Source organism: Moheibacter stercoris (assembly GCF_040545805.1).
GTDB classification, from domain to species: domain Bacteria; phylum Bacteroidota; class Bacteroidia; order Flavobacteriales; family Weeksellaceae; genus Moheibacter; species Moheibacter stercoris.
The window spans coordinates 108,797-133,255 of sequence record NZ_JBEPMO010000004.1 but is presented as its reverse complement, the minus strand read 5'-3'; the positions used below and the strand labels follow the sequence as shown (position 1 = coordinate 133,255).

The window sequence follows — 24,459 nt, the reverse complement described above, 5'->3', positions numbered from 1 at the left end:
TCTTATTGGTTAAATTCAACAATTATGTGAGAAGTTAAAGCAGTACAAACTTGAGAGGTCCAAAGTCTATTTGCATTTTGACTTAGACTTGAAACCATTGTACATCTAGGATTGGCATTTGTTGAGGCAGCTTGGGGTTCGTTTGGTAAGAAATGAGATTGCGTAGATGCATTATTTGACCAATTATTTTCCCAAGTTTCATCTGTGATCCAACGGTATTTTGGCATTAAATTTCCTGGAGTTTGCAATTTAACATAACCCAACCATATTGAGTTATTCAAAATTGTTCCGCCCATATTGCTGGCATCATTGATGACGTTGTTTTTGACAAAATCCCATTCTGCATCAGAAACAATCGTAACGATGTAGCCGCCTATGTTTCTTACAGCATTAAAGGTTCTTTCAAAATCTTTGGTTTCTGAAGCTGTATAGGCGCAATAAGTATGGCCGTTTCCACCGTTGGAAATTTCCCACTTGACACATCTTTGTTTGGTGGCTGTTTCACCATTTGGAAGATTAAAACTATTGGGAGCACTAGCACCAATTCCCGTAGGGTCATATCCTAAAAACTCTTTGTTGATGTTTTGGATGATGGTTCCTTTTTCGACAATTCCCCCAAGCTTTTTCCATTCTTGATCGGTTTCACTCCAATAATAATATCCTGGGTCAACTTTGCCTGTTAAATTCGCATTGTAAACCAACAATCCATCTTGAGGTATTGTGACAATTGGATCAGTTAAGTTTTTGTCTATCAAATTTACAGATGATAAAACAATTCCTTTATTGTCTGCGTCGATTTGGAGTTCAGCAGATGGATCTTCATCCTCAGTAGGTACGTTGATGTAAACTTGTGCTTGTGCAATCCAACTAAGGAAGCACATGGCAAGAATGTATAAATTTTTCATTTTTTAATTATGAAATTCTACAATGATATAGTTAAATGGTTTACCGTTGATTTCAGATAAATTACAAGCATCGTTTTTCCAATCTCTATTAGAACTATCTGAAGTAGCACTAACATAAACACAGCCGGTAGCACCATTGGGTTCTCCCGTAGCGTAGTTTGCTTGGATAGTTGCCTCGTTGGACCAATTGATGGTAGATTTTTCTCCTGTCACCCATAAATATTCTCTCGAATTACCAGGTAATTGGATGGAATTATATCCTAACCAAACATTGTTTTCGGAATTCTCGGCAGTGCTAAGTAGGTTTGTTTTGATGAAATTCCATTCTGCTTCAGAAGTGATGGTGACCAAATATCCTTTTAAATATTTTGAGAAATTAAAGGCTTGTTCCCAATTCACAGGACCATCCATGGTATACCCACAATAGGTATGGGGAATAGCGCCATCATACGTGTCGGTAAATTGATAGCATTCTCTTTTGAGTGAAGTTGCACCGTAATAACTTAATTCGGTTAAAGCATACTCGTAATCACCAGATGGAACATACCCTAAACTTGAAGCAAAAATGTTTTCGGAAATATTCTGAACTAATTTCTCAGTTCTATTGTGAAATGGTTCCCACTTTTCATTGTTCCAATAATAATATCCAGAACTCATTTCGGCATTTTCAGTTGTATTGAAAATGAGTAAACCTTTTTTAGGTTCCGAAATGATAGATTTATCTCGTTCATGGGTTAAAGCAATTCTCGGAGCTAAAACACCCTTTTTACTATCCGACATGTCAATAGCTGCAGATGAATGAACAGGTTCTGTATTGATTCCTACCTGCGCATAGTTGAAGTATGACAGAATGATGATACATCCTAACAAAAAATCTTTCTCATACTAAATTAAATTTCCCCTATTAAATTTTATTTTAAGTGGTTTGTTTAGGTAGGCTAAATTACAAATAAACTTTATAAAGTTGGTATTGATATTGTTAAAAGTAGTTAAATAAATCTATCGTTAAATTCCTTTAAATGAATTATTTATTTGATTAAAAACTTGTCCATCCTTGAGCTGTTAAAGGAACAGCGGATTCACTGCCGTTTAAAATTAAATAATTGTCGGCATTTTGTTCAGTTGTATGACCAATCACTGTAAGATTTGGATTTCCTTTGATCTTAGGAAAGTCAGATTGAGAAATTGTAAACAACAATTCATAATCTTCTCCTCCATTTAAGGCACAAGTAATAGGGTTGATGCCAAATTCTTCCGCAGTTTTGATCACCATAGGATCCAAAGGAATTTTTTCCTCATAGATTTTAAATCCGTATCCGCTTTGTTTTGACAAGTGCAGAATTTCAGACGATAATCCATCCGAAACATCGATCATAGAAGTTGGTTTTACCTCTAATTCAGCCAATAATTCCACGATATGTTTCCCAGCTTCGGGTTTCAATTGTCTTCCAACAATGTATTCATATTCTTCCAAACTAGGTTGCATATTGGGATTGGCTTTGAATACTTCATTTTCTCGCTCTAACACTTGCAATCCTAAATAAGCTCCTCCTAAATCACCCGAAACCACCAACAAATCGTTGGCATTTGCACCGTTTCGGTAACATAAATCTTCCGTTTTAGCTTGTCCAATTGCTGTGATGCTCAAAACCAAACCTGATTGTGAAGAGGTAGTATCACCACCAACCAAATCAACATTGTATCTTTTGCATGCGATTTTAATTCCTTCGTAGATTTCTTCTATTGCCTCCAAAGAAAAACGATTGGAAACAGCAATGGAAACCAATATTTGCGTAGGAACAGCGTTCATCGCATAGATGTCGCTCAAATTAACTACGACTGACTTATAACCCAAATGTTTCAACGGAACATAGGCCAAATTAAAGTGAACCCCTTCTACCAACATATCGGTTGAAACGACGGTTTGTAGGCCATCAAAATTCAAGACTGCGGCATCATCTCCGACTCCTGTTTGAGTAGATTCTTGTGCGATTTGGATAGATTGAGTCAAATGATCAATTAAGCCAAATTCGCCCAATTTTTCCAATGAGGTTAAGGGATTTTCTTTATTGTCTAACATAGTTAAAATGTTTTTGGATCTATATTTTGGGGTTGTACCGGTAAATTTTTTAAATCGGAGTAGCTCAATAAACGTACCTTTTCAAGGTCAATGTTGGCATTGATTTTATCCAACATTTCTGTTGGAGGTGCCAATTTTTTTCGTTCGATCATCGAAAACCAAACACCAAAAACGCGAGAATAGGCGATATGGGTTCCTGTTTTTTTGTCGTATAAATTATGTTCGAATTGAAAAATATCTCCTTCTTGAGAATTACCAGTAACTTCGACACTGATGATGATTTCTTGTCCATCATGCGCTTCGCGGAAAAAAGAAAATTCTTCTCGTAAAATAGCGGGGCCAATTTTACTTTTGGCTAAATCAGCTAAGGTAATTCCGCAATGACGTAAAAATTCAATTCGAGCAAAACTCGTGAAATTCATATAAGAAGCATTTGCCAAATGCATATTGGCGTCCAAATCAGACCATCTTACTTTGGTCTCTGCATAAAAAGATTTCATTTCAAAAATTTAAGGGACAAAGATACAAACACTCCAACAAAAAAATCCGCCTAAATTGATTTAAGCGGATTTTGATCAGAATGAATATTCGATATTTTTATTGTTTGGTGTAAACAAACGTCAAATCTTTCTCAATTGTTTCTCCGTTTTCTTCATCTTCAGATGCTACGAAACCGTTTGTAACCGTAAAAGTTAAGGTATTTTCTGTTAAAGTCGCATTAAACGAAGCTCCTTCAGAAGTCATGGTTACTGTGTTTAAGTTTTGAACCCAAGTAAAGGGAGTTGTTTCGATTTCCTCAAAACACTCGCTAGTAATCCCTTCGTCTGTCAAGGTTAAATTCGCATAAGAATTGGATGTGCTAATTCCAGTTTGATTGGGTGAAAATGCCAATAATTCATTCTGATAACATGCCGTTTCGGCCATGAAATCTGTCGTAGAATTTCCATCACCATTGATATCATAAGGTTCAGCAATGGTCATTGCAGTCAATTTCCAATTTCCTACCAAAGATGTTAAACCTGTTTCTTCTTGATAAGAGTCATCTTCCCAAGGATCGCAAGAGTTCAAAAGGAAACTTCCCGAAACCAAAGCAAGACCTAAAATGATTGATTTTTTCATGTGTTAATGCAAAATTTGCCTAAAAATAAACCTTTTTAGGATATTATTGAGAATATTAACGTTTAATCTATCGAAATAGTATGACTTGGGTTATTTCTTAGAAACTTCCTCAATTAAATGAGATTCATATCCTTTTTGAAGCAGATAATTTCTGATTTTGACTTTCTTTTTGAAACTTTCTCGTTCGGATTGTAGTGATTCAGCTTTTTTCTGATAAAGTTTTTCGGCCGTTTCAAAATAATCATTGGGATCAATTTCTTTCAGTCCCATTTCAATCAATTTGGTAGGAATCATTCGTTTTTTCAATTCCATTTTGATTTTATTTTTCCCCCAATTTTTTTGATAGAATTTTCCTCTTGCGAAACTTTTGGCAAAACGTTCTTCGTTGAGAAATTTGTTTTGAATCAGATAAATGATGATTTGATCTCGAGCTTCTGGAATTAAGTTGAATTCACGAAGTTTATTGTCAACTTCCCATTGGCAACGGTCTTGATAAGCGCAATAGGAAGCGAGTTTTTCTTGGATTTCTTGAACGGTGAAACTTTTGTTCTTTTCCATCATTCTCTGTAATAAACCCTTTTGACACGTGAAGAAATAGACGTCAACACTTCATAAGGAATCGTGCCCATTGCCTCAGCGACATCCGTTATACTCGGATTTTCACCAAAAATAATGACTTCATCTCCTTCTTTGCACTTAATATTTGTCACGTCAACCATCAACATATCCATGCAAATGGTTCCAATGATTGACGCCAATTTTCCATTGATGTTGACTTTACCTGTTCCGTTGCCCAAAGTTCTTCTTACACCGTCTGCATAACCAACAGGTAATGTTGCAATTTTGGTTGTGGATGAAGCTTTGAATCGTCTGCCATAACTTACTGTTTCGCCTGATTGAATTTCAGAAATTCTTGAAATGACCGTTTTAAAGGTGACGACATTTTTTAGTTTCTTTTGGGTTTCCTTATCCTCAGAAATTCCATACATCCCAATTCCCAATCGAACCATATCGTATTGGTGTTCTGGGAAATGAATGATTCCTGGAGAATTGATCGCATGTTTGATGGGATGAAGGTTCAATCCTGCTGAAATCATTTCGTAGCCAGCATCAAATTGTTTCAATTGATGAAGCGTATAATCCCTTTCATCTGGCATATCGGCTGTTGCCAAATGGGTAAAGACAGATTGAATTTTGACTAATTTTTCATTTTTTAAAGATTCCATCAATTCTGGAATTTGTTCCAATCGAAATCCCAAACGATTCATTCCTGAATCAATTTTAATATGAATCGGATAGGCTTCGGTGATGGATTTTTCTTTGAGATGTTGGATGAACAATTCCAACACGCGCAAACTATAAATTTCGGGTTCTAGCTTATAATCAATAATCGCAGAATAGCTACTTTGTTCTGGATTCATCACAATAATCGGCAGTCTGATTCCTGCTTTTCGTAATTCTACTCCTTCGTCGGCATAGGCGGCTCCCAAATAATCAATGTTCTGATGTTCCAAAGTTTGCGCAACTTCAAAACTTCCCGTTCCATAGCTATTGGCTTTGATCATCGCCATCATTTTGGTTTCGGGTTTCAATTGAGATTTATAAAATTTCACATTGTCAATCAAAGCTTGGAGATTGATTTCCAAAACCGTGTCATGTGATTTCTTTTCTAAAAATGCTGAAATTTTTTCCAATTGAAATGGTCGTGCGCCTTTCAATAAAATGGCTTCATTGTGAACATTTTGGACGGATAATGTCTTCAGAAATTCATCGGTGGTCGCAAAAGTTCTCGCATTGGTTTGAAAAAGATGTTTATATGTAGGAATAAATTCTCCAATTAAAACCAAATCGTCAATTTCGTAGGCATTGACCAAATTGGCTACTTTTTGGTACAAAATATCTTTGTTTAAATTGCTTTGCAAAACATCGGTCAACACCAAACTTTTTCTGGGAAAGGATTGTTGCGCCAAAACATCCAAAGCAACTTTGACAGAATGCAAATCGGAATTAAAAGTGTCATTGATGACGATGCTATCTCGAATTGCTTCTTTGATTTCCAAACGCATTTCAATAGGCAATAAATTGGAGCAGTTTTCTACATAGTTTTCAATTGGTAAGCCCAAAGCATGAATGGATGTAAGAACAGTCAAAATATTTTCAAGAGAACCTTCATCTTGAAACGGAATATCTACGTTCAATGATTTGTCCTCAATCTTAATCTGAATGGTTTTTCCAGCAGAATTGGATTGGATGGATTGAATTTGAATCGAATCTGTTTCAGCATATCCAAACGAATACAATTCAACATTTGGAAACATCGCTTTTAATTCTTCTTGTTGAATACAATCGGAATTGAAAACTAAAGTTTTTACATTTTGAAATAATTTCAATTTTTCTTCGCGAATCGCCAATTTAGAATCGAAATTTTCCAAATGAGCAGTACCTAAATGGGTAAGAATTCCAATCGTTGGTTGAATGATATCTTCCAGGAGTTCCATTTCACCTTTTTTCGAAATTCCGGCTTCAAAAATTCCTAAAGTATGTTCGGAATTGATTTGTAAAATCGATAAAGGAACTCCTAATTGCGAATTATAACTTTTTGGACTTCGTACGATGTTGAAATCATTCCACAACAATTGGTTCAGCCATTCTTTGACAACGGTTTTCCCATTGCTTCCCGTGATTCCGATAATAGGTAAATCAAATTGATTTCGATGAAATTTCGCCCATTGCTGTAAAGCTTTCAAAGGAGATTTGACCTCTAAAATTACGGCATCATTTAGTTCTTCAACTAACTCAGAAACGACAAAAACTCGAATTCCTTTGTTGTAAGCATCTTGAATGTATTTATTTCCTAAGTTGTTTAGGGCAAAGAAGATTCCGTTTTGGGGTTGGAAAATGCTACGTGAGTCAAAATAAATTTCATTGATCTCACCCGTCGTATTTCCCTTAATGCTAGCTGAAATAATTTCTGCTAATTCTGTGATTTTATATGGTTTCAAATTTCTTTATTGGAATCTAAATTCTCGTTTAAATTTTCTTTCTTCAATTCATCAAAGAAAGCTGTTCGGCTCAAAGGTTCGTATTCATCTTTTTCACCTAACTCCACTAATTTATCACTTTTTATCTTTCGATGCGAATAATGAGCCAAGTTTCCGGTTTTGACACAAATCGCATGTACTTTTGTTACATATTCAGCCGTAGCCATTAAATAAGGCATCGGTCCAAAAGGTCTACCTTTGAAATCCATGTCCAATCCGGCAATGATTACGCGTTTTCCTTCATTGGCCAATTGATTGGCAACTTCAATGATTCCATCATCAAAAAATTGAGCCTCATCGATTCCCACCACCTCAGATTCTCCAGCCAAAATCAGAATGTTATAAGCCGATTCTACCGGTGTAGCGTTAACTGAATTTTGATTGTGCGAAACCACTTCTACTTCATCATACCTTGTATCCAAAGCAGGTTTGAAGATTTCTACTTTTTGTTTGGCGAATTTTGCACGATTGATTCGTCGAATTAATTCTTCTGTTTTGCCCGAAAACATGGAGCCACAGATTACTTCAATCCAACCACTTTGTTTGGTGTGATTAATGGTGTTCTCTAAAAACATAGAACAAATTTAGGGATTTTAAATCGAGAAAAAGGTATCGTTATTTAACCGAAAACTTCGTTTAAGACTTTGGCCAATCTTAATCCAGCTTTCAACAATTGTTCTTCCAAAATAGCCACATGATCATAGTTGTATTTGAACCATAATTGATCTCCAGGTTTAACAGTCGAATACAAATGTTCAGTCTTTAAATACGAATCATATAACCAATCTTCTAAACTTCCTTCAACCAATAATTTGTTGTATTTCTTATCGCGAAAATCCAAAACCTCCACATATTCGGTGTAGCTATAATTTTGGAATTCAATCAAATCAGAATCCCAAACTGCGTGAATGTTTGTTTTTTTGCGGAACCATTCCACTTCAATTTTATTTCCACCTAAATCTTCTTGTCTTCCAATGTGAAAAGGCTGGTGACCATCTGCCACTAAATGCAACAAGAAATATAGATTTTCCTGATTTTTTTGAAGCGAATTTTGTTTATGGTTTTTTAAATCTTCAATTATCAACTTTGTGCGCTTGTATAAATTTTGATCGGTTGAGTTTTCTAAGGATTGATCAAAAGCAGTTCTATCCATTCCTGCTTCAAAATTGACGAAATGCCAAGTATCAGCCATTTTCCAATCGGGATTTGACTTGATGAAGTCTGCCCAGTTTGACCAATAGGCCAAAGGTTGGTTTCCGACTAATTTTTTAATGTTTCGTTTTGCTTTACCTGTTAAATGATTTTCGGCAATTTCTGCAATGACTCTATGGCCAGTTGTTCCCCAAGCAGAAGCAACACTTGATGTTAAAATTGCAACGAAAACAACCAAAGATTTGATAAAATTCATGAGTGTAAAAATATGGCGCAAGGTACGTATTTAACAAAGGATTTTGATGTTTAAATCATCTGAAAAAGGTCAGTGTTTTGAACTCAGATTTTATTTGGTTATTTCAATTTGGCATAGTATTAGAAACTTAGCTTGAAAAATGTACGATATGAAAGCAATGTTAAAATATGGATGGTTGGTTTTTGCATTTATGATGTTTGCCTCATGTTCGGCTCATATCAAACGCCCTAAACCACCTAAACATCCGAAAGCAACACATGCGCGAGTTCATACAGGAGCTAAAGGTGTAAATAGTCATGCTCCAGGTCAAATTAAAAAAGTAACAGGCTCAAAATCGGCTCGTCCTTATGCACCTGGGCAATTGAAGAAAGGTCCAGTAAAACCGAATCATAGAAAATAAAAAAAAATATTGGGATTAAGCTCCCAATATTTTTTTCAATATCATTTTGGTGATGAGGTAAGTAGGCTTTACACCTGTTAGACCCAAACCACCCGAAGCTAGTGTGCTTCCTGTTTCTAACGGATTATCGGATGCGTAATACGCGTATAATACTTTTACGTCTGGTGAAATGTGATGGCGAATTTTGGAAGCGATTTGAATTGCCTTTTGGTAATGTCCACCTTCCATTTCCAATCCAATCGCAGACCAAGAGGAATCTTTGAAATATTCCAAAACATCTTTGTTCTGAAGCGATGTTCCCAATACGGTAATCATTGGACCTTCGTACACACCCAAACGACTTCCTTTGAAATCTTCTGCGGTTAATTCATTTTTGAAAACATAATTATCAGTTGGTCCTTCGATCACATGAGAAGTTGGAACCATGATGTCTCCTTTTTTTCCAGTCAAAATTCCGGCTTTTCCCATGATGGAAACCGAATGAACGTTCATCATTGTGGAAGTTCCTTTGGATTTATAAGGTTTCAACAATTCGTCCATCACCTCAAATGCTTGTTCCCCAAATGCATAATCCATCACGATTAATACATCTTCTGGAGCCGTCTTCAAAGTTGAAAATGCTGTATTTTTCAGGTCAACCTTTTTCAAATCGATGATTTGAATATCGATGTTTGTTCCTGATGTATCTGGAATGAAAATCATTCCATTGTTGATGGAATAATGAGAAACGGTATCGCGTAATTCTTTGTTTTTACTGGAAGAAAGATCTTTGTAAATGTCAAATTCATTGACATCTTTGAATTTCAACTTCATTGCATCAAATGCATACACCATGTTGGAAACACTATGCATATTGGCACTGATGATATGCAAAGGACGACTCATTAAACCATTTTCACTCAAGGTTTTTTTAATGGTGTTTGCCCATTTTTCGCCCACCATATGATGACCAATTCTTTCTCTCAAAATAGGTGAGAAGGTTATTTCTCTTCGTTTGAAACCAGTAAAATCTTGTTGGGAAGTTTGTCCCATCCAATAAATGATTTTGAAGAATTTTTCTTTGTCCGTTTCGGTACTGAAATACTTATAGGCGTTCACCGTTTCGTTGTATGTTCTACCTAAAATCGTCGAAAGATGCATCAAAGCTACATCTCGATCTTTGGTCGATAATTTCATGTCGCTCAAGGCAATTTCTTCAATTTTTTGCCAAACTCGACTCATCTTTTGGGTTTGCTTGTTGAAAGCACGTTCACGAATTTTGTCTGATTCGTTGTACAAAAAGGTTAAGTGAGTAAGGGTGTCATAAATTTCAGATCGACCTCTCGTTACCTCAATATTCATTTGGTCTTCATCTACTCGGTAACAAATTCTTCTTCTTTTGGGAGGAATAATCGGTTTGAATTTGGTGAAATCTACTCCCTCGTTGGAAGTGAAATGAATATAAGGAGTTTCGGTAATTCCGTCTGGTAAACGATCTAAAACATAGAACAATCCATCTAATTCCACTTTTTCAGGATCTGCCATTGACCCATAAATTTCGGGGTTCAATTGCAATAATAATTCTTGAATCATTTTTCCTGATTGCCCCGTTGGGCGATACGTTCCTCTATGGAACATATGTCTCATAGTGATGTATAATCGATCAATCGCGGTTGTGGATTGTCTTGCTCTTGTAACGTTTTGAATCATATAGTTAGAGTTAAGTTAAAAAATTGCGAATAGGAAGGTTTAGAAAAACCAACGTTTCTTTCCTTTATTCGCCTGATATTCTTGGTCGACTTTCAGCAATTCGTCGTACCATTCTTGTCCAAATTTGCGGATGAGTGCATCCTTTAAAAAATGAACCACATTTACTTTGAGTTCTTTTCCCAATGTACATGCATCTGAACAAATGTCCCATGCATGATAATTTACGGCGGTGAATTTTTTGTATTCTTTTAGTCGAATTGGATAAAGATGACAGGAAATAGGTTTTTTGTAATCTACCACACCATCTTCATATGCTTTTTCGATTCCGCATTTGGTAATGCCATTTTGGTCGAAAATAACATAGGCACATTCGCCTCCATTTACCAAAGTAGTTACCCAATCTCCATCTGAATCGCGTTCATATTTCCCATTTTTTTCAATGGCTTCAATGCCTTCAGGACGTAAATAAGGTTTGATATCTTCGTAAATATCATCTAATATGGGTAATTCATCTTCATTTAGTGGAGCGCCAGAATCCCCTTCCACACAGCATATTCCCTTACATTTGGAAAGATTGCATACAAACTCTTCGGACAGAACATCTTCAGAAATCAAAGTATCGCCAATCTGAAACATAAAATCTTGTTTTTATTGACGCACAAATATAAGTCCTTTTTATTAGGTTTTGTACCTTTGTTTTATTATTTCCACTAAAACTGGTTATAAATTTTCGTACAATTTAATTTATAAGGGGATAAATTATGGACAAAGAATTTAAAAGTTTTATTGGTGAAGAATGGAAAGAAGTGAATTTGGGATCGAAATACGTAAAAGATTATACGTTAGAGATTTCCAATTTTGGAAGGGTGAGGTCTTATACTCCAAAAAAAGGATTAAATCTTTTGGGAGGAGGAGATGTCAATGGGTATAAAGTCATTCGTTTGAAATTTTTTAAACCTAGAACCGAAGAAAACCAAAAACTTCTGGATACGTATTTAACCAATATTAGAAGCTTAAAAAAAGAATTGAAATTGGCAGAAAAAAATCAATCTGCCAAAGAATTTAACAAAATTCAAAAAGAACTAGAAAAAGTTCAAAAAGCAAAGGATAAATTTTTGCGCAAAGACAACAATGGTCGTGCAATCTATTATCAAGCTTTGGTTCATCGTCTGGTAGCAGAATATTTTTTGCCTACGCCAAAGGAAGATGAGAACATTGTGGCGCATCTTGACTTCATCAAAACCAACAACAAATTCAACAATTTGAAATGGATGAATCAAGAAGAAAACATGCAACATCAGCAGAAAAGTCCACATGTGATTTCGGATTACAAAAAGCGTAAAAACCGATTTTTCCCATCTGAGAAAAATTCAAAATTGACGGAAACCAAGGTGATGTATTTGAAAAAATTGTTGAATGAGGGCAAACCAATGAAACAATTGGTGCGCATGTTCAAAGTGACCGAAACACAAATTTTACGCATCAAAAGAGGAGAAAATTGGGGCAGAGTTAAAGCCTCTAAATAAGGATAAATGTCAGGCTTGAATTTCAGAGATTGGTGTAAATATTGTGTAACTTTATAGCAATAACTTAAATTTAGTCAATTATGAAATCTAAAATTGGAATCGGAACCAAAGACACCCAAGCCATCACAGATATATTGTCTCCTTTGTTGGCAGATGAGTTTGTTTTGTATTTGAAAACTCGAAATGCACATTGGAACGTAGAAGGGCCAGATTTTCATGCCGTTCACGTCTATTTTGAGCAGTTGTATACCGAGTTGGAAACAATCATAGACGAAGCGGCAGAAAGAATCCGTAAAATTGGTCATTATGCTCCTGCGACTTTCAAAGAATATTTGAAATTAACGCATTTATCTGAAAAGCAAATTGAGAAAAATGATAGCATGAGTTACATTAAAAATTTGCTGATGGATCATGAGTCAATCATTTTATATCTACGTGAAAGTTTGTCTTTGATTGCCGATAAATTTGAATATGATTATGGTACAGAAGATTACTTGACGTCTCTTTTGGAATACCATGAAAAAATGGCTTGGATGCTTCGTTCGCACCTAAAATAAAGGTAGAATTGGGAATAATTTGATTCTTTTTCAGAATTGATTCTTACTTTTACCCATTCAAAATGGAAGGATTATTAGACCACATCAATTCGACTAAGGATTTACGAGAAATTCCTAGAATTCAGTTGCCAAAATTAGCCAATGAACTTCGAGATTTCATTTTGGACACTTTGGCTGTAAAACCTGGTCATTTGGGTGCAAGTTTGGGCGTTATAGAATTGACTATAGCGCTTCACTATTTTTATAACACACCAGTAGATCAATTAATATGGGATGTGGGGCATCAATGTTATCCGCATAAAATCTTAACAGGTCGTAAAAATCAATTTGATTCTTTGCGACAAAAGGGAGGAATTTCTGGATTTCCTTCGATTATTGAAAGTGAATTTGATGCCTTTGGAACTGGTCATTCATCCACTTCCATTTCGGCTATTACCGGAATGGCAATTGCCGATCGATTGCAGGGGAAAACCAATCAACATATTGCTGTAATTGGTGATGCGTCGATTGCTTCGGGTATGGCATTCGAAGGACTAAATCATTTAGGAAGTACCGATTTGGATGTGCTCATCATTCTGAATGATAATTCGATTGGAATTGATCCTTCGGTTGGTGCGCTGAAAGAGCATTTCTTTGAATTGGAAACTGGATTGAATCATTCTTTCTTTGAAGATCTTGGGTTTCATTACAAAGGAGTTGTAGACGGACATGATTTTGACTCCTTGTTTCAATCTTTGGAAGAGTTAAAATCTTATCCTAAACCCAAAATTCTTCACATCAAAACCGTGAAAGGAAAAGGCTACGCCAATGCAGAGGCCGATCAAGTGAAATGGCATGCGCCAGGACTGTTTAACAAAGAAACAGGCGAAATTTCCTCCTCAAAAGGAACCAAAATTTCCTATCAAACAGTTTTTGGAGAAACGATTTCGCAATTGATGCGTAACAATCCAAAGATGGTGGCCATTACGCCCGCTATGTTAACCGGAAGCAATTTGATTCAAACGCAAAAAGAATTTCCAGAACGTGTTTTGGACATTGGTATCGCGGAACAACATGCGGTAACTTTGGCTGCTGGAATGGCGAAACAAGGAGTAATTCCGTATTTGGCAATTTATTCGACTTTTTTGCAAAGAGCCTACGATCAAGTGATTCATGATGTGGCATTGCAGAATTTACCGGTTGTTTTTTGCATCGATCGTGCAGGATTTGTGGGAAGCGATGGAGCAACGCATCATGGTATTTTGGATATTGCTTTTTTGAGATCCATTCCCAATATGGTCGTTGCAGCTCCGATGAATGAACAAGATTTTCAAAATCTATTGTATTCGGCGCAATTCGCTACAAGTCCAATTAGTATACGTTTCCCAAAAGGAAATACTGAAGTTGAGGCATTGAATTTGAACTTTCAATCAATTGAAATTGGAAAAGCGGAGGAATTGAATTCAGGAACGGAAGTTGCGATTTTGACGTTTGGAACTATTGGAACAAGAATTCAGAAGATTTTAAATGAACTGTATTCAGCCAAATTTGGACACTATAAATTTTTGTTTGCGAAACCTTTGGATACCGAAATGCTTCGTCAAATTTTCACTCAATATCAGACCATCATTACCTTAGAAGATGGTGTGTTGAAAGGCGGATTTGGGGATGCTGTTTTGGAATTTGCCAATGATGCGAATTTCAAAGGAAATATTATTCGTAAAGGATATCCAGACGAATTTTTGGAACATGCTACCGTAGAAGAATTAGAGGAAATGGTTGGATTGGATGAGGAATCCATTTACTCATTATTAAATTCTTTGTAACTTCATTAAATGAGGTTTAGTTGTTTTCTTGTTTTGTTATTGTTTCTTTCTTGTTCCAAATCAAAGAAATTCAATTCAGATTTATGGATGCAATATGAATCGGGAGTTCATGAGAAAAATCGAATTCGAATGCTAGACGATTTCGTATTGAATCACTTAAAACCATAGCATAGATTTGGTATGAATGCTTCGACTTATCGAGAGATTACTCAATTAATCGGGCAACCAGACTCTTATTTTACAACACATGGTTGACTAAATTTCTAGTAGAAGAAAAATTTGAATATAATCTAGATCCAAGTGGTTATGTTCATCTGGAAGTATATTTTAGTAAAGATTCCTTATTGCAAAAATGGGTTGTTGTCGAAACGGAATTTGAACCATAAAAAAAGGACAACATTTCTGTTGACCTAGTATCTATTTTGTTAAATGTTTTCTTGATTAGAACACACCAATGTAATGGTTTCCTGGTTGGTTAATCAATTTCGCACCTTTGGTCACTTCACCTGTTTCATTGTTGATGATGTAAATGTTTCCATCTTTTCCAACTGGTGTAACCGCAATGTAAACTTCATTTCCATCGACTACAAAACCTTGGTATTGTCCGAAATCTAAGTCAGCATCGTATTGAATTCCTTCCACTTTTTGAGCTGTTCTATTGTTTAAGTTAACTCGAGCGATAAAACCTTGGTCGTTTGCTGAGGTATATGTATACGCAACATACGCAATACCATTTCCAGCATATCTCCAAGCATCAACATAAGTTCCTTGAACGCCTAACGCCAAATCCAAACTAAATACGTAGTTATTGTCGTATTGGTTATCTGGAGTAATTCTCAAAATATGAGATCCGTTTGTTCCTCTTTGAGTCGCTTGATAAATCGCACCATCATTGGCTACGAAACTGTTGAAACTACGGTATCCGCTTGTATCACCATTGTCAACTGTAGAAGTAATAACGGTTGGATTTTCCAAAGACGGATAATCAACTACCACAGATTTTGAACCTAAACGAGTAAATCCTGATTCATTTTCTCCTGTTGCCGGATTGGTTTTACGCATCCAAGTTCCGATGATTAATTTGTTTCCTGCACTGTTTAAAGTAGGTGCGTCAAGACGGAAGATGTGGTGTCCAATTGCTTCCTCTTCTGGGGTTAAAGGAATTTCGTATTGTTTGTATCCAGAAATTAAAATATTCTGTAAATCCAAAGACAATACAGTTGCAGTTCCTCTTGTGTAGGCGTATTGATCTCCATTGGTCACAATTTGAGGAGTTGTAACGTTTACAGCAATTCCTGTTTTATCACCATCAAATAATTTATTCCATCTTGGAGAAGTTCCAGCATATTGTGAAATGTTTACAGTCGCTCCAGATTGAACGAAATTTGCTCCACCATTCACATCATAGGTCATAAACGTTCCACCGTTGGCTCCTGTATAGGAAATGTTGAATAATTTCGAACCATCAATTGAGGATTGCATACGAGCGGTACGATTGGACAAAACAGGAAATCCATTTTGATATACGTTGACAGAATAATTCGGATTCTTTGCATCTGCTTTGGAAATCGCATACACCATTGTTCCTCCGTTTCCATCTCCAGGAGTTTCTTGCATCAAAGCTCCAGCAACAGTAATCCATCGTCCGTCCACTGATGGAATTTCTGGATTGCTACCATTTCCATCATCGCTGCTACAGCTAGTGACAGCCAATGTTCCGGCAATCATTGCCAAACCTAAAATTGATTGAATATTTCTTTTCATCATTTGTGTATTAGAATTTATTTAGGATATAATTAAATTTCAAATAAAAAGCTCTTCCTGGTTTCTGAACTGCATAATTGTCAAATGCTTGTTCGTTGAAAATATTTCGTGCATCAAAACTGATGATGAACTGATTGTTGGGGAAGATGTAACTCAATCCAATGTCTTGAATGAATTGAGAAGGAGTTTCGGTACTATGTGATTTTAACCAAGTCGTTTTGAACGATTGTACAAATCCGAAATTATAATTCAAATTCAATCTGGCATTTTCTTGAATCAAATTGAAGAATGAATATTGTACGTTTCCATTGGCGGTAAAGAAAGGTTCGTTTGGCAATTGTTGGTTGTATCGTTCCAACTGATTTCCATGTTGATCATATTTAATTTTGTACAAGGAATTGAAACGTGACATGCTCAACAAGACGCTTAAATTTCTTCCATAATTGTACCCTAATTCTGCTTCAAATCCCACGGATTGCGTCTTGCCTAAATTTTCAAATGGCAAAGTTTGGATCGCATCATTGTTTCGGTCATTGATCTTACGAACGATTTTATCTTGGGTATTGCGTAAGAATCCAGAAGTTGAGAAAGAAACTTGGTGGTTGTGGATTTTATAAGGTCCAACTTTGAATCCTAAATTGAAATTCTTACTGATTTCTGGACGAATGGATGTGTTTTCCAAAATGTTTTCGCCCGGATTACCAAAAATTTCTGTTTCATTGGGCATACGAACGGCTCTTTCAGCAGATGCCAAAATCACAATATCATTTCCAAATAGATACGAGGCTGCCATTCCATATCCAGCGATTTCAGTTTTACTGGTTTCACGAATTTCTTCACGAATTTGATCACCACTTCCATTAATCAACAAAACTGGATCCATCTTTTGGATTCTTTGAATGTAGTATTTTCCAAATAGGTTTGCTTTGAATTTGTTGTCAAAAGCACGAAGTTCATAGGCTAAGGAAGAAATATGTTTGGATAAATCTCTAGTTCCTAAGAAATTTCGTTCTAGCAAAGGTTTCATATCATCACGTTGATCGCGATCCATGTCGAAATACATTGCATTCATCGAAATTTTATGATTTCGGTTGAACGAATAATCCAATCCAGTTCGCAAACTTATTGTTTGACGATTGATGTGATTCAAGGTTGGTGCTCCCTGCTGAGCTCCATTGGGTGTCAAAATTGGGTTTCCGTCCAATCCCAAAGCGATGTTTCCATCCCAATTGTAATTGTATTTTACGGTATCACTTACCAATTCTTTTGCATCACTGAAAACTCCATTAAAATTGAAATCCAATCCTTTCGTTAAAAAATTTCGCTTGCTATAGACTAAACCAACCACGTTCGCATCGGCTTCTGTATAACGACCTTTGTAAGGTTTGGTCATAAATTGCCCATGTTGAATTTCATTGTAATCGTGTGAATTATTGTAAGTTATCAAGAAATTGTCAGCCCAATCCACTTTAGTAAAGCCTAACTCAACTCGAGCACCATAGGATTCGTACGCATCATTAAAACGTTTGGCTTTAATTTTTTCTTGTCTACCGTTGGGTAAAATCGTATAAACGTGATCGCCCCAAACTTCATAATCATTGTCTGAATAATTATAAAAACCAGATAGTTTGGTTGTAAATCCCGATTCTGAACGATAAGTTCCAAATAAATTGGATTGAAAGGTATTAAAGGATCCATAGGAAACCGACGCATTCAAAGTATTTCTTGCACCTTCTTTCAAAATTACATTGATTGCTCCACCCAATGCATCGTCCGTTAAATGTGTCGGAACTACACCTTTGTACACTTCAATTCGTTCAATTAAGGCAGGCGGTATGCTATTCAAATTAAAAGAAGATCCATAGGTTGAAATGGGTAAACCGTCAATGAAAATTCGAACCGAACTTCCCGACATACCATTTAAATTATAATCAACTCTAGCCCCTAAACCTCCATTTTGTCTTATTCTAACTCCGACAGTTCTATCCAATAATTCATTGGTTTGAATGTTTCGTACAGCAGCATCTTTTGTTTCAATAACATTCATGGCAAATCCTTCACGTTCCTTTTTGGATTTAACCGAACGAACCACAATATTCGCTGCATCTAAATTTACGCTACTTATAGGTGAAAACTCGATATCAAAATTTTGATTGGGTTGAATCAACGAAATTGCAATTTCTTCTCTTTGATCAAATTTGCGAATCGTCAATTTGTAATCGCCAAATGGTAAATTGGTGAACTGATAAAAACCAGAAGAATTTGACGTAGTTGATTGACTAGTACTTTTGTTTTTAATACTAACGCGAACGGACTCTACTGGCGATCCAGTTTCATCGGTAATAATTCCCGACAATTGATTTTGAGCAATTAGTATTTGCGTTGAAAAGATGAGAATGAAGACTAAAAAAAGTCGAAACATTGTTAAAATTTTCAGCAAAAGTATCCCTTGTCTAGAATTAGTCCAAATAAAAATGAATAATATTTATCATGATTTTTTTTATCTAACAATTGGTAGATAGTACTAAATTTGCACTTAATTATATTTATTCTAAATAAAAATGAAGAGAATTTCCGTGATCAAAGCCTCCCTATTAAGCCTATCTATGTTTTCTATGAGTTTGTTTGGACAAAATAACTCAATGTTAAATGGCGAATTCTGGAAGCAAAATCCTTCTATTGAAATAATTAAAGGAGAGATTGCTAAGGGAAATAGTCCTTCTGAAGCAAATCGTGGAAACCATGATGTGGCAAGTATGGCTATTAATAACAATGCCTCACTTGAATCTATTTTGTTTTTGTTGAAACAAGAAGGAAATCCATTGGATAAAGTTACGCACGATGGTAGATATTATATTCATTGGGCAGCGAGCAAAGGAAATGTTGAGTTGGTAAACTATTTAATTCAGAATGGATCAACCATCGATAGAACAGATGATAAAGGAGCAACACCTCTTGCATTTGCTGCAGGAAATGGTCAGCTAAATCCAGCTGTTTATGAGTTATTCTTTAAAGCGGGGATCGATCCAAAACAGAAATATTACAATGGTGCTAATCTTTTATTGTTAGCCATTGGAGCAGATAAAGATTTGAAGTTTTCTGACTATTTACAATCAAAAGGTTTGAGTTTAAAAGATACCGATGATTTGGGGAGAACAACTTTTGACTATGCAGCTAGAAACGGAAATCTTGATGTTTTGAAAAAATTGGTTCAGAAAGGTGTTCAACCAACTGGTCATGCGTTGATTTTTGCTTCTCAAGGAACTCGTTCTCATGCCAACGGTTTAGACGTGTACCAATATTTAGTGGAAACGATGAAACTAGATCCTAAATCGCAAGGGGAAACAGGCGAAAACGTTTTATTTAATTTAGTTCGTAAAAAAGAGCAGGAAGCGATTATATCTTATTTTTTAGAAAAAGGTGTTGACGTAAATGCAGTCGATAATAATGGAACTTCAGCTTTTATGATGGCTTCTTCTACCAAAAACTTGGAATTGGTAAAATCCCTAGTTTCATCTGTGAAGGATATCAATCAAGTCAATAAAAATGGGGAATCCGCTTTGTTTTTTGCTGTTCAATCTAGTTCTCCCGAAATGATCCAGTTTTTAATCGATCAAGGAGCGAAAACTAATTTGGTTGGAAAAGATGGAAATCTTGCTGCTTATTTGGTTCAATCGTATCGTGCGCCACGTCCCAACGAAAACAATCAAGAATTCTTGCAAAAATTGGAATTGTTGAAAACAAACGGTGTTGATTTTGTTTCGGCTCAAAAAAATGGTTCGACTTTGTTGCATTTAGCTATCGCGAAAAACGATGTGAATTTATTCAAAGCATTGGAAAATTTAGGAATCAACATCAATGCACAAGATGAAGATGGTATGACGGTTTTGCATCGTGCAGCCATGATGGCAAAAGATGATTCTATCCTAAATTATTTAATCGGATTGGGAGCTGACAAAACAATTTTAACAGAATTTGATGAGTTGGCACATGATTTGGCAATGGAAAACGAATTTTTAAAGGATAACAATACAAATCTGGATTTTTTGAAATAAAAACTCCATAAAAATTATAACAATGAAATTAGTTAAAATCATATTTTTCTCTCTCTTTTTATTTGGAATTAGCACCCAAGCTTTTGGTCAAAATGCAAAATACAAATGCATGTTGCAAATGACCAATTATAAAGGTTTGGAAGCTTATGTGGCTGTTTCTTTGGTGGATTCCAAAGGAAAATACATCAAAACTTTGTACATGATGGGTCCAGACAAACAATGGTACAATGGGTTCAAAGAATGGGACAAACAATTGGGGAAAAAGAAAGAAAAATTGGATGGAATTACAGGAGCTTCTGTTGCTGCAGGTAATAGAGCCACTGCAACCTTTACCTTAAATGAATCTGATTTTGGGAAAGGTTACAAATTGCGATTTGAATCTTCTGTGGAAGACCAAAAATATTATGTAACCGATGTTGAAGTTCCGATGACCAAAGAGGGAATCACCCAAAAGGTTGAAGGAAACGGATACATCCGTTATGTGAAATTAAACAAAGTCTAGGACACTGCTTATGACACTATCCGTTTGGCGTTTGTCGCATTTAGCGTTAGCCGTGGTTTCCTGTCTTTTTCTTATAATGGCTTCCATCACGGGAGTCATTTTGGCTTTTGATCCCGTTAACGAAAAAATGCAACCTTACAAAGTTGACGGATTTGATACCATCACTTTGGCGCAATCTCTTCCTGTTTTGAAGGAAACTTATACGGAAATTGCCGAATTGAGTGTCGATCATAACCAATTTGTGACTTTAGATGGTTTTGACGAAGAAGGAAATAATTTCAAACAATTCATCGATCCTTTGACTGGGAAACAATTGGGTGAACCACAACCCAAATCGGAATTTATCAATTGGGTGACCGCTCTGCATCGATCTTTATTTTTAAAAGAAACGGGTCGATTTTTAATCGGTTTGGTCTCGTTTTTATTGATGCTGATCACCGTTTCGGGACTGATTCTCATCATCAAACGACAAAAGACGTTCAAAGCATTTTTTGGAAAAATTCAGAAGGATTCTTGGGCGCAATATTTCCATGTGGTTTCTGGGCGATTATTGCTAATTCCAGTATTCATCATAGCATTGACAGGAACGTATTTGTTTATGCTTCGTTTCGATTGGATTCCAACGCAGGAAATTCCTGAAGCCGAAATAGGCGAAATTGTTGATCGTTCGGAAGAACAAATTCCTTTGAAGGATTTTGCAGTTTTCCAAACCATACATTTATCAGAAGTTGAAAAAGTGGAATTTCCATTTTTTGAAGATCCTGAAGAATTTTACAAACTGAAATTAAAGGATCGTGAAATTGTATTGGACCAATTTACGGGTGAGATTCTAAGCGAAACCGAGTATCCGCAAACCAAAATATGGGAAGATTGGAGCATGGATTTGCATACAGGTCGTACCAATTCCATCTGGGCCATTATTTTGGGAATCGCTTCGCTGAATATCTTGTTTTTCATTTATTCAGGTTTTGCCATAACTTTAAAAAGAACCAAAACCAAAATCCGAAATAAATTCAAATCCGCCGAAGCAGAAGTAATCATTTTGGTAGGTTCAGAAAATGGTACAACCTTACATTTCGCTCAGAAATTTCATCAACAATTATTGGACAAAAAGGTGAAATCCTATTTAACCGAAATGGATAAATACGAAATCTATCCAGCGGCTCAAAAAATCATTGTGATGACTTCGACGCATGGTTTGGGAGACGCGCCATCCAATGCCTTGAAATTTGAAAAACTTCTAACGAAAAACCCGCAACCGCAAAATGTGAAATTTTACGTTGTCGGATTTGGATCTAAATCCTACGAAGATTTCGCTGGTTATGCGGTAAAAGTGGACAATTGGTTAAGCAATCAATCATGGGCAGAAAGAGAAATCGAAGTGTTCAAAATCCATGATAAATCGGTCAATGAATTCTTGAATTGGGTGAAACTATGGAATGAAAAGACCGAATTGGACATCACAACTTCAGCTTCTGTTTATCAGATGAAACAACCGAAATTGAATTCATTCAAAGTGGTATCGGTAGGAAATCCGAAAAAAAATGGCGATGTATTCCAAGTTTTACTGGATACTCGACAAAAATTTGAATCGGGCGATATTTTGGCTATTTATCCAGGAGAGGAGCAAAAAGAACGTTTCTATTCGATTTCCAAATCAGGAAAACAGATCAAATTGGTGGTGAAATTCCATGAATTTGGATTGGGTTCACAGTTTCTGAAAAATCTGAAACTAGGTCAAATTCTAAAAGGAAGAGTTTTGGACAATCCATCTTTTCATTTCCCTAAACAAGCATCAAAAGTTGTTTTAGTTGGAAATGGAACCGGAATTGCTCCCTATTTAGGAATGGTTGAGGATAATAAAAACAAAGTGGAAACGCATGTGTATTGCGGATTTAGATACAACAATGAAACCTCAAAATCTTATGCAGATTTTCTTTCAACCCAGAAAGAAAAAGGTCATTTGAAGGATTTCCAATTTGCCTTTTCGCGTGAAGAAAATAAATGCTACGTCATGGATTTGATCAGAAAAGATGCAAAGTTTTTTGGAGAATTATTGATCAATAAGGGTTCGATTATGATTTGTGGTTCGCTTGCTATGCAGCAAGATGTAGAAGCTGTTTTGAATGAAGTGACGATGCAATATGTTGGCAAACCGCTTCAAGAATTCAAAGATTTAGGTCAAATTCAAACCGATTGTTATTAAATCAATTCCTATGAAATATTTCTGGATGATATTCTTGATGTCCATTGGAATTCAAGCCCAAGTCAAAGAAAGTCGTGATACGATTTTAATGGGAAGTCGTTTTAGCATTACAATCATCGACGAAAATCTAGAAAAGGCCAATCAACATATCGATTTAATTATTTCTGAAATTGTCCGAATCGAAGAAGCAATTTCCGATTGGAAACCAAGTTCTCAAGTATCCAAAGTCAATCAAAACGCAGGAATTCAGCCCGTAAAAGTAGATGAAGAAGTTTTTAATTTAACCAAACGAGCCCTTTATTTTTCTGAAATTTCCGATGGTGCATTTGACATCAGTTTCGCGGCGATGGAAAAAATTTATGATTACCAAGAAGGTTGGATGGAGGAATTTCCATCGGATTCCATTCGGTTAAAAGCCATCGAAAAAGTTGGGTATCAAAACATCGTTTTAGACGAAGTAGAGCAAACAATTTTTTTGAAACTTCCTGGAATGAAAATCGGATTTGGAGCAACTGGAAAAGGATATGCGGCTGATAAAGCAAAAGAATTTGCCCAGAGTTTAGGCATCCAAGCAGGAATCATCAATGCCTCTGGCGATATGGCTACTTGGGGAATGAATCTGAATAATGAATTTTGGAAAATTGGCGTTCAAAATCCGAGGAAACCTCAAAAACCATTGGATATTTTAAAGGTTCAAAATGCTGCTATGACAACTTCTGGTTCCTATGAGAAATTTGTTTTAATAGGTGATAAAAGATATTCGCACATCATCAATCCCAAAACAGGAATTCCTGCAATAGGATTGATTTCCGTAACGGTTATTGGCCCCAACGCAGAATTTGCCAATGGATTGAGCACTTCTATGATGGTTTTGGGTATGGAAGAGGGTTTAAGAGTACTAAAGGAATTTCCAGCGTATGCTTCTTTGATGATGACAGACGAAGGGGAATTAAAGCGTTCTTCCAATTATCGAAAAGTTAAGCGTAGTTTAAAAAAGGATTAGTCTCCCCCATTTGAAATTCGATTTGATGGAAAATAATCATGTAAATTTGTAAAAAATATAGAATCATGGCATTATCAGAAAAAGATTTGGAAAACATGGGAGAAATGATGGTTCAGAAATTTAAAACCATTTATGATCCTGAAATTCCAGTTGATATATACGAATTAGGTTTAATTTACGATGCATTTGTTAACGCAGAGGGTCAAGCCAAAGTTTTGATGACGTTGACTTCACCGAATTGTCCCGTTGCAGAATCTTTGCCGAATGAAGTGAGAACGAAAGTGGAAGAAATTGAAGGAATCACGGAAGCAGAAGTAGAAATTACATTTGATCCACCATGGGATCGAGATATGATGAGCGAGGAAGCTAAGTTTGAATTGGGTATGTTGTAAAAAATTC

22 protein-coding genes are annotated in these 24,459 nt (G+C 35.9%); 9 read left to right on the top strand and 13 right to left on the bottom strand.

From position 1 onward, the window contains the following. Window positions 1–2: 2 nt before the first annotated feature. From ABID46_RS05075 to ABID46_RS05035, 9 genes are all read right to left on the bottom strand, one after another. Window positions 3–905, bottom strand: coding sequence for a C-type lectin domain-containing protein (locus ABID46_RS05075; protein WP_354507745.1), 903 nt, complete (start codon window positions 903–905; stop codon window positions 3–5). 3 nt (window positions 906–908) lie between these two features. Further along, window positions 909–1,775 (bottom strand): C-type lectin domain-containing protein, encoded by an 867-nt coding sequence (locus ABID46_RS05070; protein ID WP_354507743.1) that lies wholly within the window; start codon window positions 1,773–1,775, stop codon window positions 909–911. A gap of 166 nt (window positions 1,776–1,941) precedes the next feature. Beyond that, window positions 1,942–2,985, bottom strand: coding sequence for a thiamine-phosphate kinase (gene thiL / locus ABID46_RS05065; protein WP_354507741.1), 1,044 nt, complete (start codon window positions 2,983–2,985; stop codon window positions 1,942–1,944). A gap of 2 nt (window positions 2,986–2,987) precedes the next feature. Further along, a complete protein-coding gene (locus tag ABID46_RS05060; RefSeq protein WP_354507739.1) occupies window positions 2,988–3,485 on the bottom strand; it encodes an acyl-CoA thioesterase in 498 nt (165 codons plus the stop codon). Window positions 3,486–3,582: 97 nt separating this feature from the next. Next, complete coding sequence (locus ABID46_RS05055) at window positions 3,583–4,104, bottom strand: hypothetical protein (RefSeq protein WP_354507737.1); 522 nt, start codon at window positions 4,102–4,104, stop codon at window positions 3,583–3,585. Between the two features lie 90 nt (window positions 4,105–4,194). After that, complete coding sequence (locus tag ABID46_RS05050; protein ID WP_354507735.1) at window positions 4,195–4,662, bottom strand: regulatory protein RecX; 468 nt, start codon at window positions 4,660–4,662, stop codon at window positions 4,195–4,197. Next, entirely contained in the window at window positions 4,662–7,106 is a 2,445-nt protein-coding gene (locus ABID46_RS05045; RefSeq protein WP_354507733.1) for a bifunctional UDP-N-acetylmuramoyl-tripeptide:D-alanyl-D-alanine ligase/alanine racemase, read from the bottom strand. Before ABID46_RS05045 ends, ABID46_RS05050 begins: the two co-directional genes overlap by 1 nt. Beyond that, window positions 7,103–7,720, bottom strand: a complete 618-nt coding sequence (locus tag ABID46_RS05040; RefSeq protein WP_354507731.1) for a thymidine kinase — start codon at window positions 7,718–7,720, stop codon at window positions 7,103–7,105. The genes ABID46_RS05045 and ABID46_RS05040 overlap by 4 nt, the downstream gene beginning before the upstream one ends. A gap of 44 nt (window positions 7,721–7,764) precedes the next feature. Then, complete coding sequence (locus tag ABID46_RS05035) at window positions 7,765–8,553, bottom strand: S1/P1 nuclease (protein WP_354507729.1); 789 nt, start codon at window positions 8,551–8,553, stop codon at window positions 7,765–7,767. Window positions 8,554–8,701: 148 nt separating this feature from the next. Between ABID46_RS05035 and ABID46_RS05030 the strand changes: the two genes are divergently transcribed. Further along, entirely contained in the window at window positions 8,702–8,953 is a 252-nt protein-coding gene (locus ABID46_RS05030) for a hypothetical protein (RefSeq protein ID WP_354507727.1), read from the top strand. 15 nt (window positions 8,954–8,968) lie between these two features. Here the strand turns inward: ABID46_RS05030 and ABID46_RS05025 are convergent, their stop codons facing one another. Together ABID46_RS05025 and ABID46_RS05020 are read right to left on the bottom strand one after the other, a co-directional pair. After that, window positions 8,969–10,642 carry a DUF6909 family protein gene (locus ABID46_RS05025; protein WP_354507726.1) on the bottom strand — a complete coding sequence of 558 codons (1,674 nt, stop codon included), beginning with the start codon at window positions 10,640–10,642 and terminating at the stop codon, window positions 8,969–8,971. A 39-nt stretch (window positions 10,643–10,681) separates the two neighbouring features. After that, window positions 10,682–11,278, bottom strand: coding sequence for a DUF3109 family protein (locus ABID46_RS05020; protein ID WP_354507724.1), 597 nt, complete (start codon window positions 11,276–11,278; stop codon window positions 10,682–10,684). Between the two features lie 125 nt (window positions 11,279–11,403). Between ABID46_RS05020 and ABID46_RS05015 the strand changes: the two genes are divergently transcribed. The 3 genes from ABID46_RS05015 to ABID46_RS05005 all read left to right on the top strand — a co-directional run bounded on the left by ABID46_RS05015 (window position 11,404) and on the right by ABID46_RS05005 (window position 14,530). Then, window positions 11,404–12,168, top strand: coding sequence for an HNH endonuclease (locus ABID46_RS05015; RefSeq protein WP_354507722.1), 765 nt, complete (start codon window positions 11,404–11,406; stop codon window positions 12,166–12,168). A gap of 80 nt (window positions 12,169–12,248) precedes the next feature. Next, a complete protein-coding gene (locus ABID46_RS05010) occupies window positions 12,249–12,725 on the top strand; it encodes a Dps family protein (protein WP_354507720.1) in 477 nt (158 codons plus the stop codon). Between the two features lie 62 nt (window positions 12,726–12,787). Next, window positions 12,788–14,530, top strand: a complete 1,743-nt coding sequence (locus tag ABID46_RS05005; protein WP_354507718.1) for a 1-deoxy-D-xylulose-5-phosphate synthase — start codon at window positions 12,788–12,790, stop codon at window positions 14,528–14,530. Between the two features lie 441 nt (window positions 14,531–14,971). On the opposite strand, the gene ABID46_RS05000 is transcribed toward ABID46_RS05005, so the two are convergent. After that, window positions 14,972–16,294, bottom strand: a complete 1,323-nt coding sequence (locus ABID46_RS05000; protein WP_354507716.1) for a DUF4374 domain-containing protein — start codon at window positions 16,292–16,294, stop codon at window positions 14,972–14,974. 10 nt (window positions 16,295–16,304) lie between these two features. After that, window positions 16,305–18,716 (bottom strand): TonB-dependent receptor, encoded by a 2,412-nt coding sequence (locus tag ABID46_RS04995; RefSeq protein ID WP_354507714.1) that lies wholly within the window; start codon window positions 18,714–18,716, stop codon window positions 16,305–16,307. A gap of 139 nt (window positions 18,717–18,855) precedes the next feature. Here ABID46_RS04995 and ABID46_RS04990 point away from each other — a divergent pair, with 139 nt between their 5' ends. The 5 genes from ABID46_RS04990 to ABID46_RS04970 all read left to right on the top strand — a co-directional run bounded on the left by ABID46_RS04990 (window position 18,856) and on the right by ABID46_RS04970 (window position 24,452). Further along, window positions 18,856–20,349 carry an ankyrin repeat domain-containing protein gene (locus tag ABID46_RS04990; RefSeq protein WP_354507712.1) on the top strand — a complete coding sequence of 498 codons (1,494 nt, stop codon included), beginning with the start codon at window positions 18,856–18,858 and terminating at the stop codon, window positions 20,347–20,349. A gap of 22 nt (window positions 20,350–20,371) precedes the next feature. Continuing rightward, window positions 20,372–20,851 carry a DUF2271 domain-containing protein gene (locus tag ABID46_RS04985; RefSeq protein WP_354507710.1) on the top strand — a complete coding sequence of 160 codons (480 nt, stop codon included), beginning with the start codon at window positions 20,372–20,374 and terminating at the stop codon, window positions 20,849–20,851. 10 nt (window positions 20,852–20,861) lie between these two features. Further along, complete coding sequence (locus ABID46_RS04980; protein ID WP_354507707.1) at window positions 20,862–23,057, top strand: PepSY domain-containing protein; 2,196 nt, start codon at window positions 20,862–20,864, stop codon at window positions 23,055–23,057. A 10-nt stretch (window positions 23,058–23,067) separates the two neighbouring features. Further along, window positions 23,068–24,060, top strand: coding sequence for an FAD:protein FMN transferase (locus ABID46_RS04975; protein ID WP_354507704.1), 993 nt, complete (start codon window positions 23,068–23,070; stop codon window positions 24,058–24,060). A gap of 65 nt (window positions 24,061–24,125) precedes the next feature. Next, window positions 24,126–24,452: an iron-sulfur cluster assembly protein gene (locus tag ABID46_RS04970; RefSeq protein WP_354507701.1), complete on the top strand. Its 327-nt coding sequence runs from the start codon at window positions 24,126–24,128 to the stop codon at window positions 24,450–24,452. Window positions 24,453–24,459: the final 7 nt, after the last annotated feature.

Coding starts and splice junctions, on each gene's coding strand:
- ABID46_RS05035 (WP_354507729.1), bottom strand. CDS start 8,553: ATGAATTTTATCAAATCTTTGGTTGTTTTCGTTGCAATTTTAACATCA.
- ABID46_RS04975 (WP_354507704.1), top strand. CDS start 23,068: ATGAAATATTTCTGGATGATATTCTTGATGTCCATTGGAATTCAAGCC.
- ABID46_RS04995 (WP_354507714.1), bottom strand. CDS start 18,716: ATGTTTCGACTTTTTTTAGTCTTCATTCTCATCTTTTCAACGCAAATA.
- ABID46_RS05015 (WP_354507722.1), top strand. CDS start 11,404: ATGGACAAAGAATTTAAAAGTTTTATTGGTGAAGAATGGAAAGAAGTG.
- ABID46_RS04970 (WP_354507701.1), top strand. CDS start 24,126: ATGGCATTATCAGAAAAAGATTTGGAAAACATGGGAGAAATGATGGTT.
- ABID46_RS05000 (WP_354507716.1), bottom strand. CDS start 16,294: ATGAAAAGAAATATTCAATCAATTTTAGGTTTGGCAATGATTGCCGGA.
- ABID46_RS05030 (WP_354507727.1), top strand. CDS start 8,702: ATGAAAGCAATGTTAAAATATGGATGGTTGGTTTTTGCATTTATGATG.
- ABID46_RS05020 (WP_354507724.1), bottom strand. CDS start 11,278: ATGTTTCAGATTGGCGATACTTTGATTTCTGAAGATGTTCTGTCCGAA.
- ABID46_RS05060 (WP_354507739.1), bottom strand. CDS start 3,485: ATGAAATCTTTTTATGCAGAGACCAAAGTAAGATGGTCTGATTTGGAC.
- ABID46_RS05050 (WP_354507735.1), bottom strand. CDS start 4,662: ATGGAAAAGAACAAAAGTTTCACCGTTCAAGAAATCCAAGAAAAACTC.
- ABID46_RS05010 (WP_354507720.1), top strand. CDS start 12,249: ATGAAATCTAAAATTGGAATCGGAACCAAAGACACCCAAGCCATCACA.
- ABID46_RS04980 (WP_354507707.1), top strand. CDS start 20,862: ATGACACTATCCGTTTGGCGTTTGTCGCATTTAGCGTTAGCCGTGGTT.
- ABID46_RS05040 (WP_354507731.1), bottom strand. CDS start 7,720: ATGTTTTTAGAGAACACCATTAATCACACCAAACAAAGTGGTTGGATT.
- ABID46_RS05025 (WP_354507726.1), bottom strand. CDS start 10,642: ATGATTCAAAACGTTACAAGAGCAAGACAATCCACAACCGCGATTGAT.
- ABID46_RS05005 (WP_354507718.1), top strand. CDS start 12,788: ATGGAAGGATTATTAGACCACATCAATTCGACTAAGGATTTACGAGAA.
- ABID46_RS05075 (WP_354507745.1), bottom strand. CDS start 905: ATGAAAAATTTATACATTCTTGCCATGTGCTTCCTTAGTTGGATTGCA.
- ABID46_RS05055 (WP_354507737.1), bottom strand. CDS start 4,104: ATGAAAAAATCAATCATTTTAGGTCTTGCTTTGGTTTCGGGAAGTTTC.
- thiL (WP_354507741.1), bottom strand. CDS start 2,985: ATGTTAGACAATAAAGAAAATCCCTTAACCTCATTGGAAAAATTGGGC.
- ABID46_RS04985 (WP_354507710.1), top strand. CDS start 20,372: ATGAAATTAGTTAAAATCATATTTTTCTCTCTCTTTTTATTTGGAATT.
- ABID46_RS04990 (WP_354507712.1), top strand. CDS start 18,856: ATGAAGAGAATTTCCGTGATCAAAGCCTCCCTATTAAGCCTATCTATG.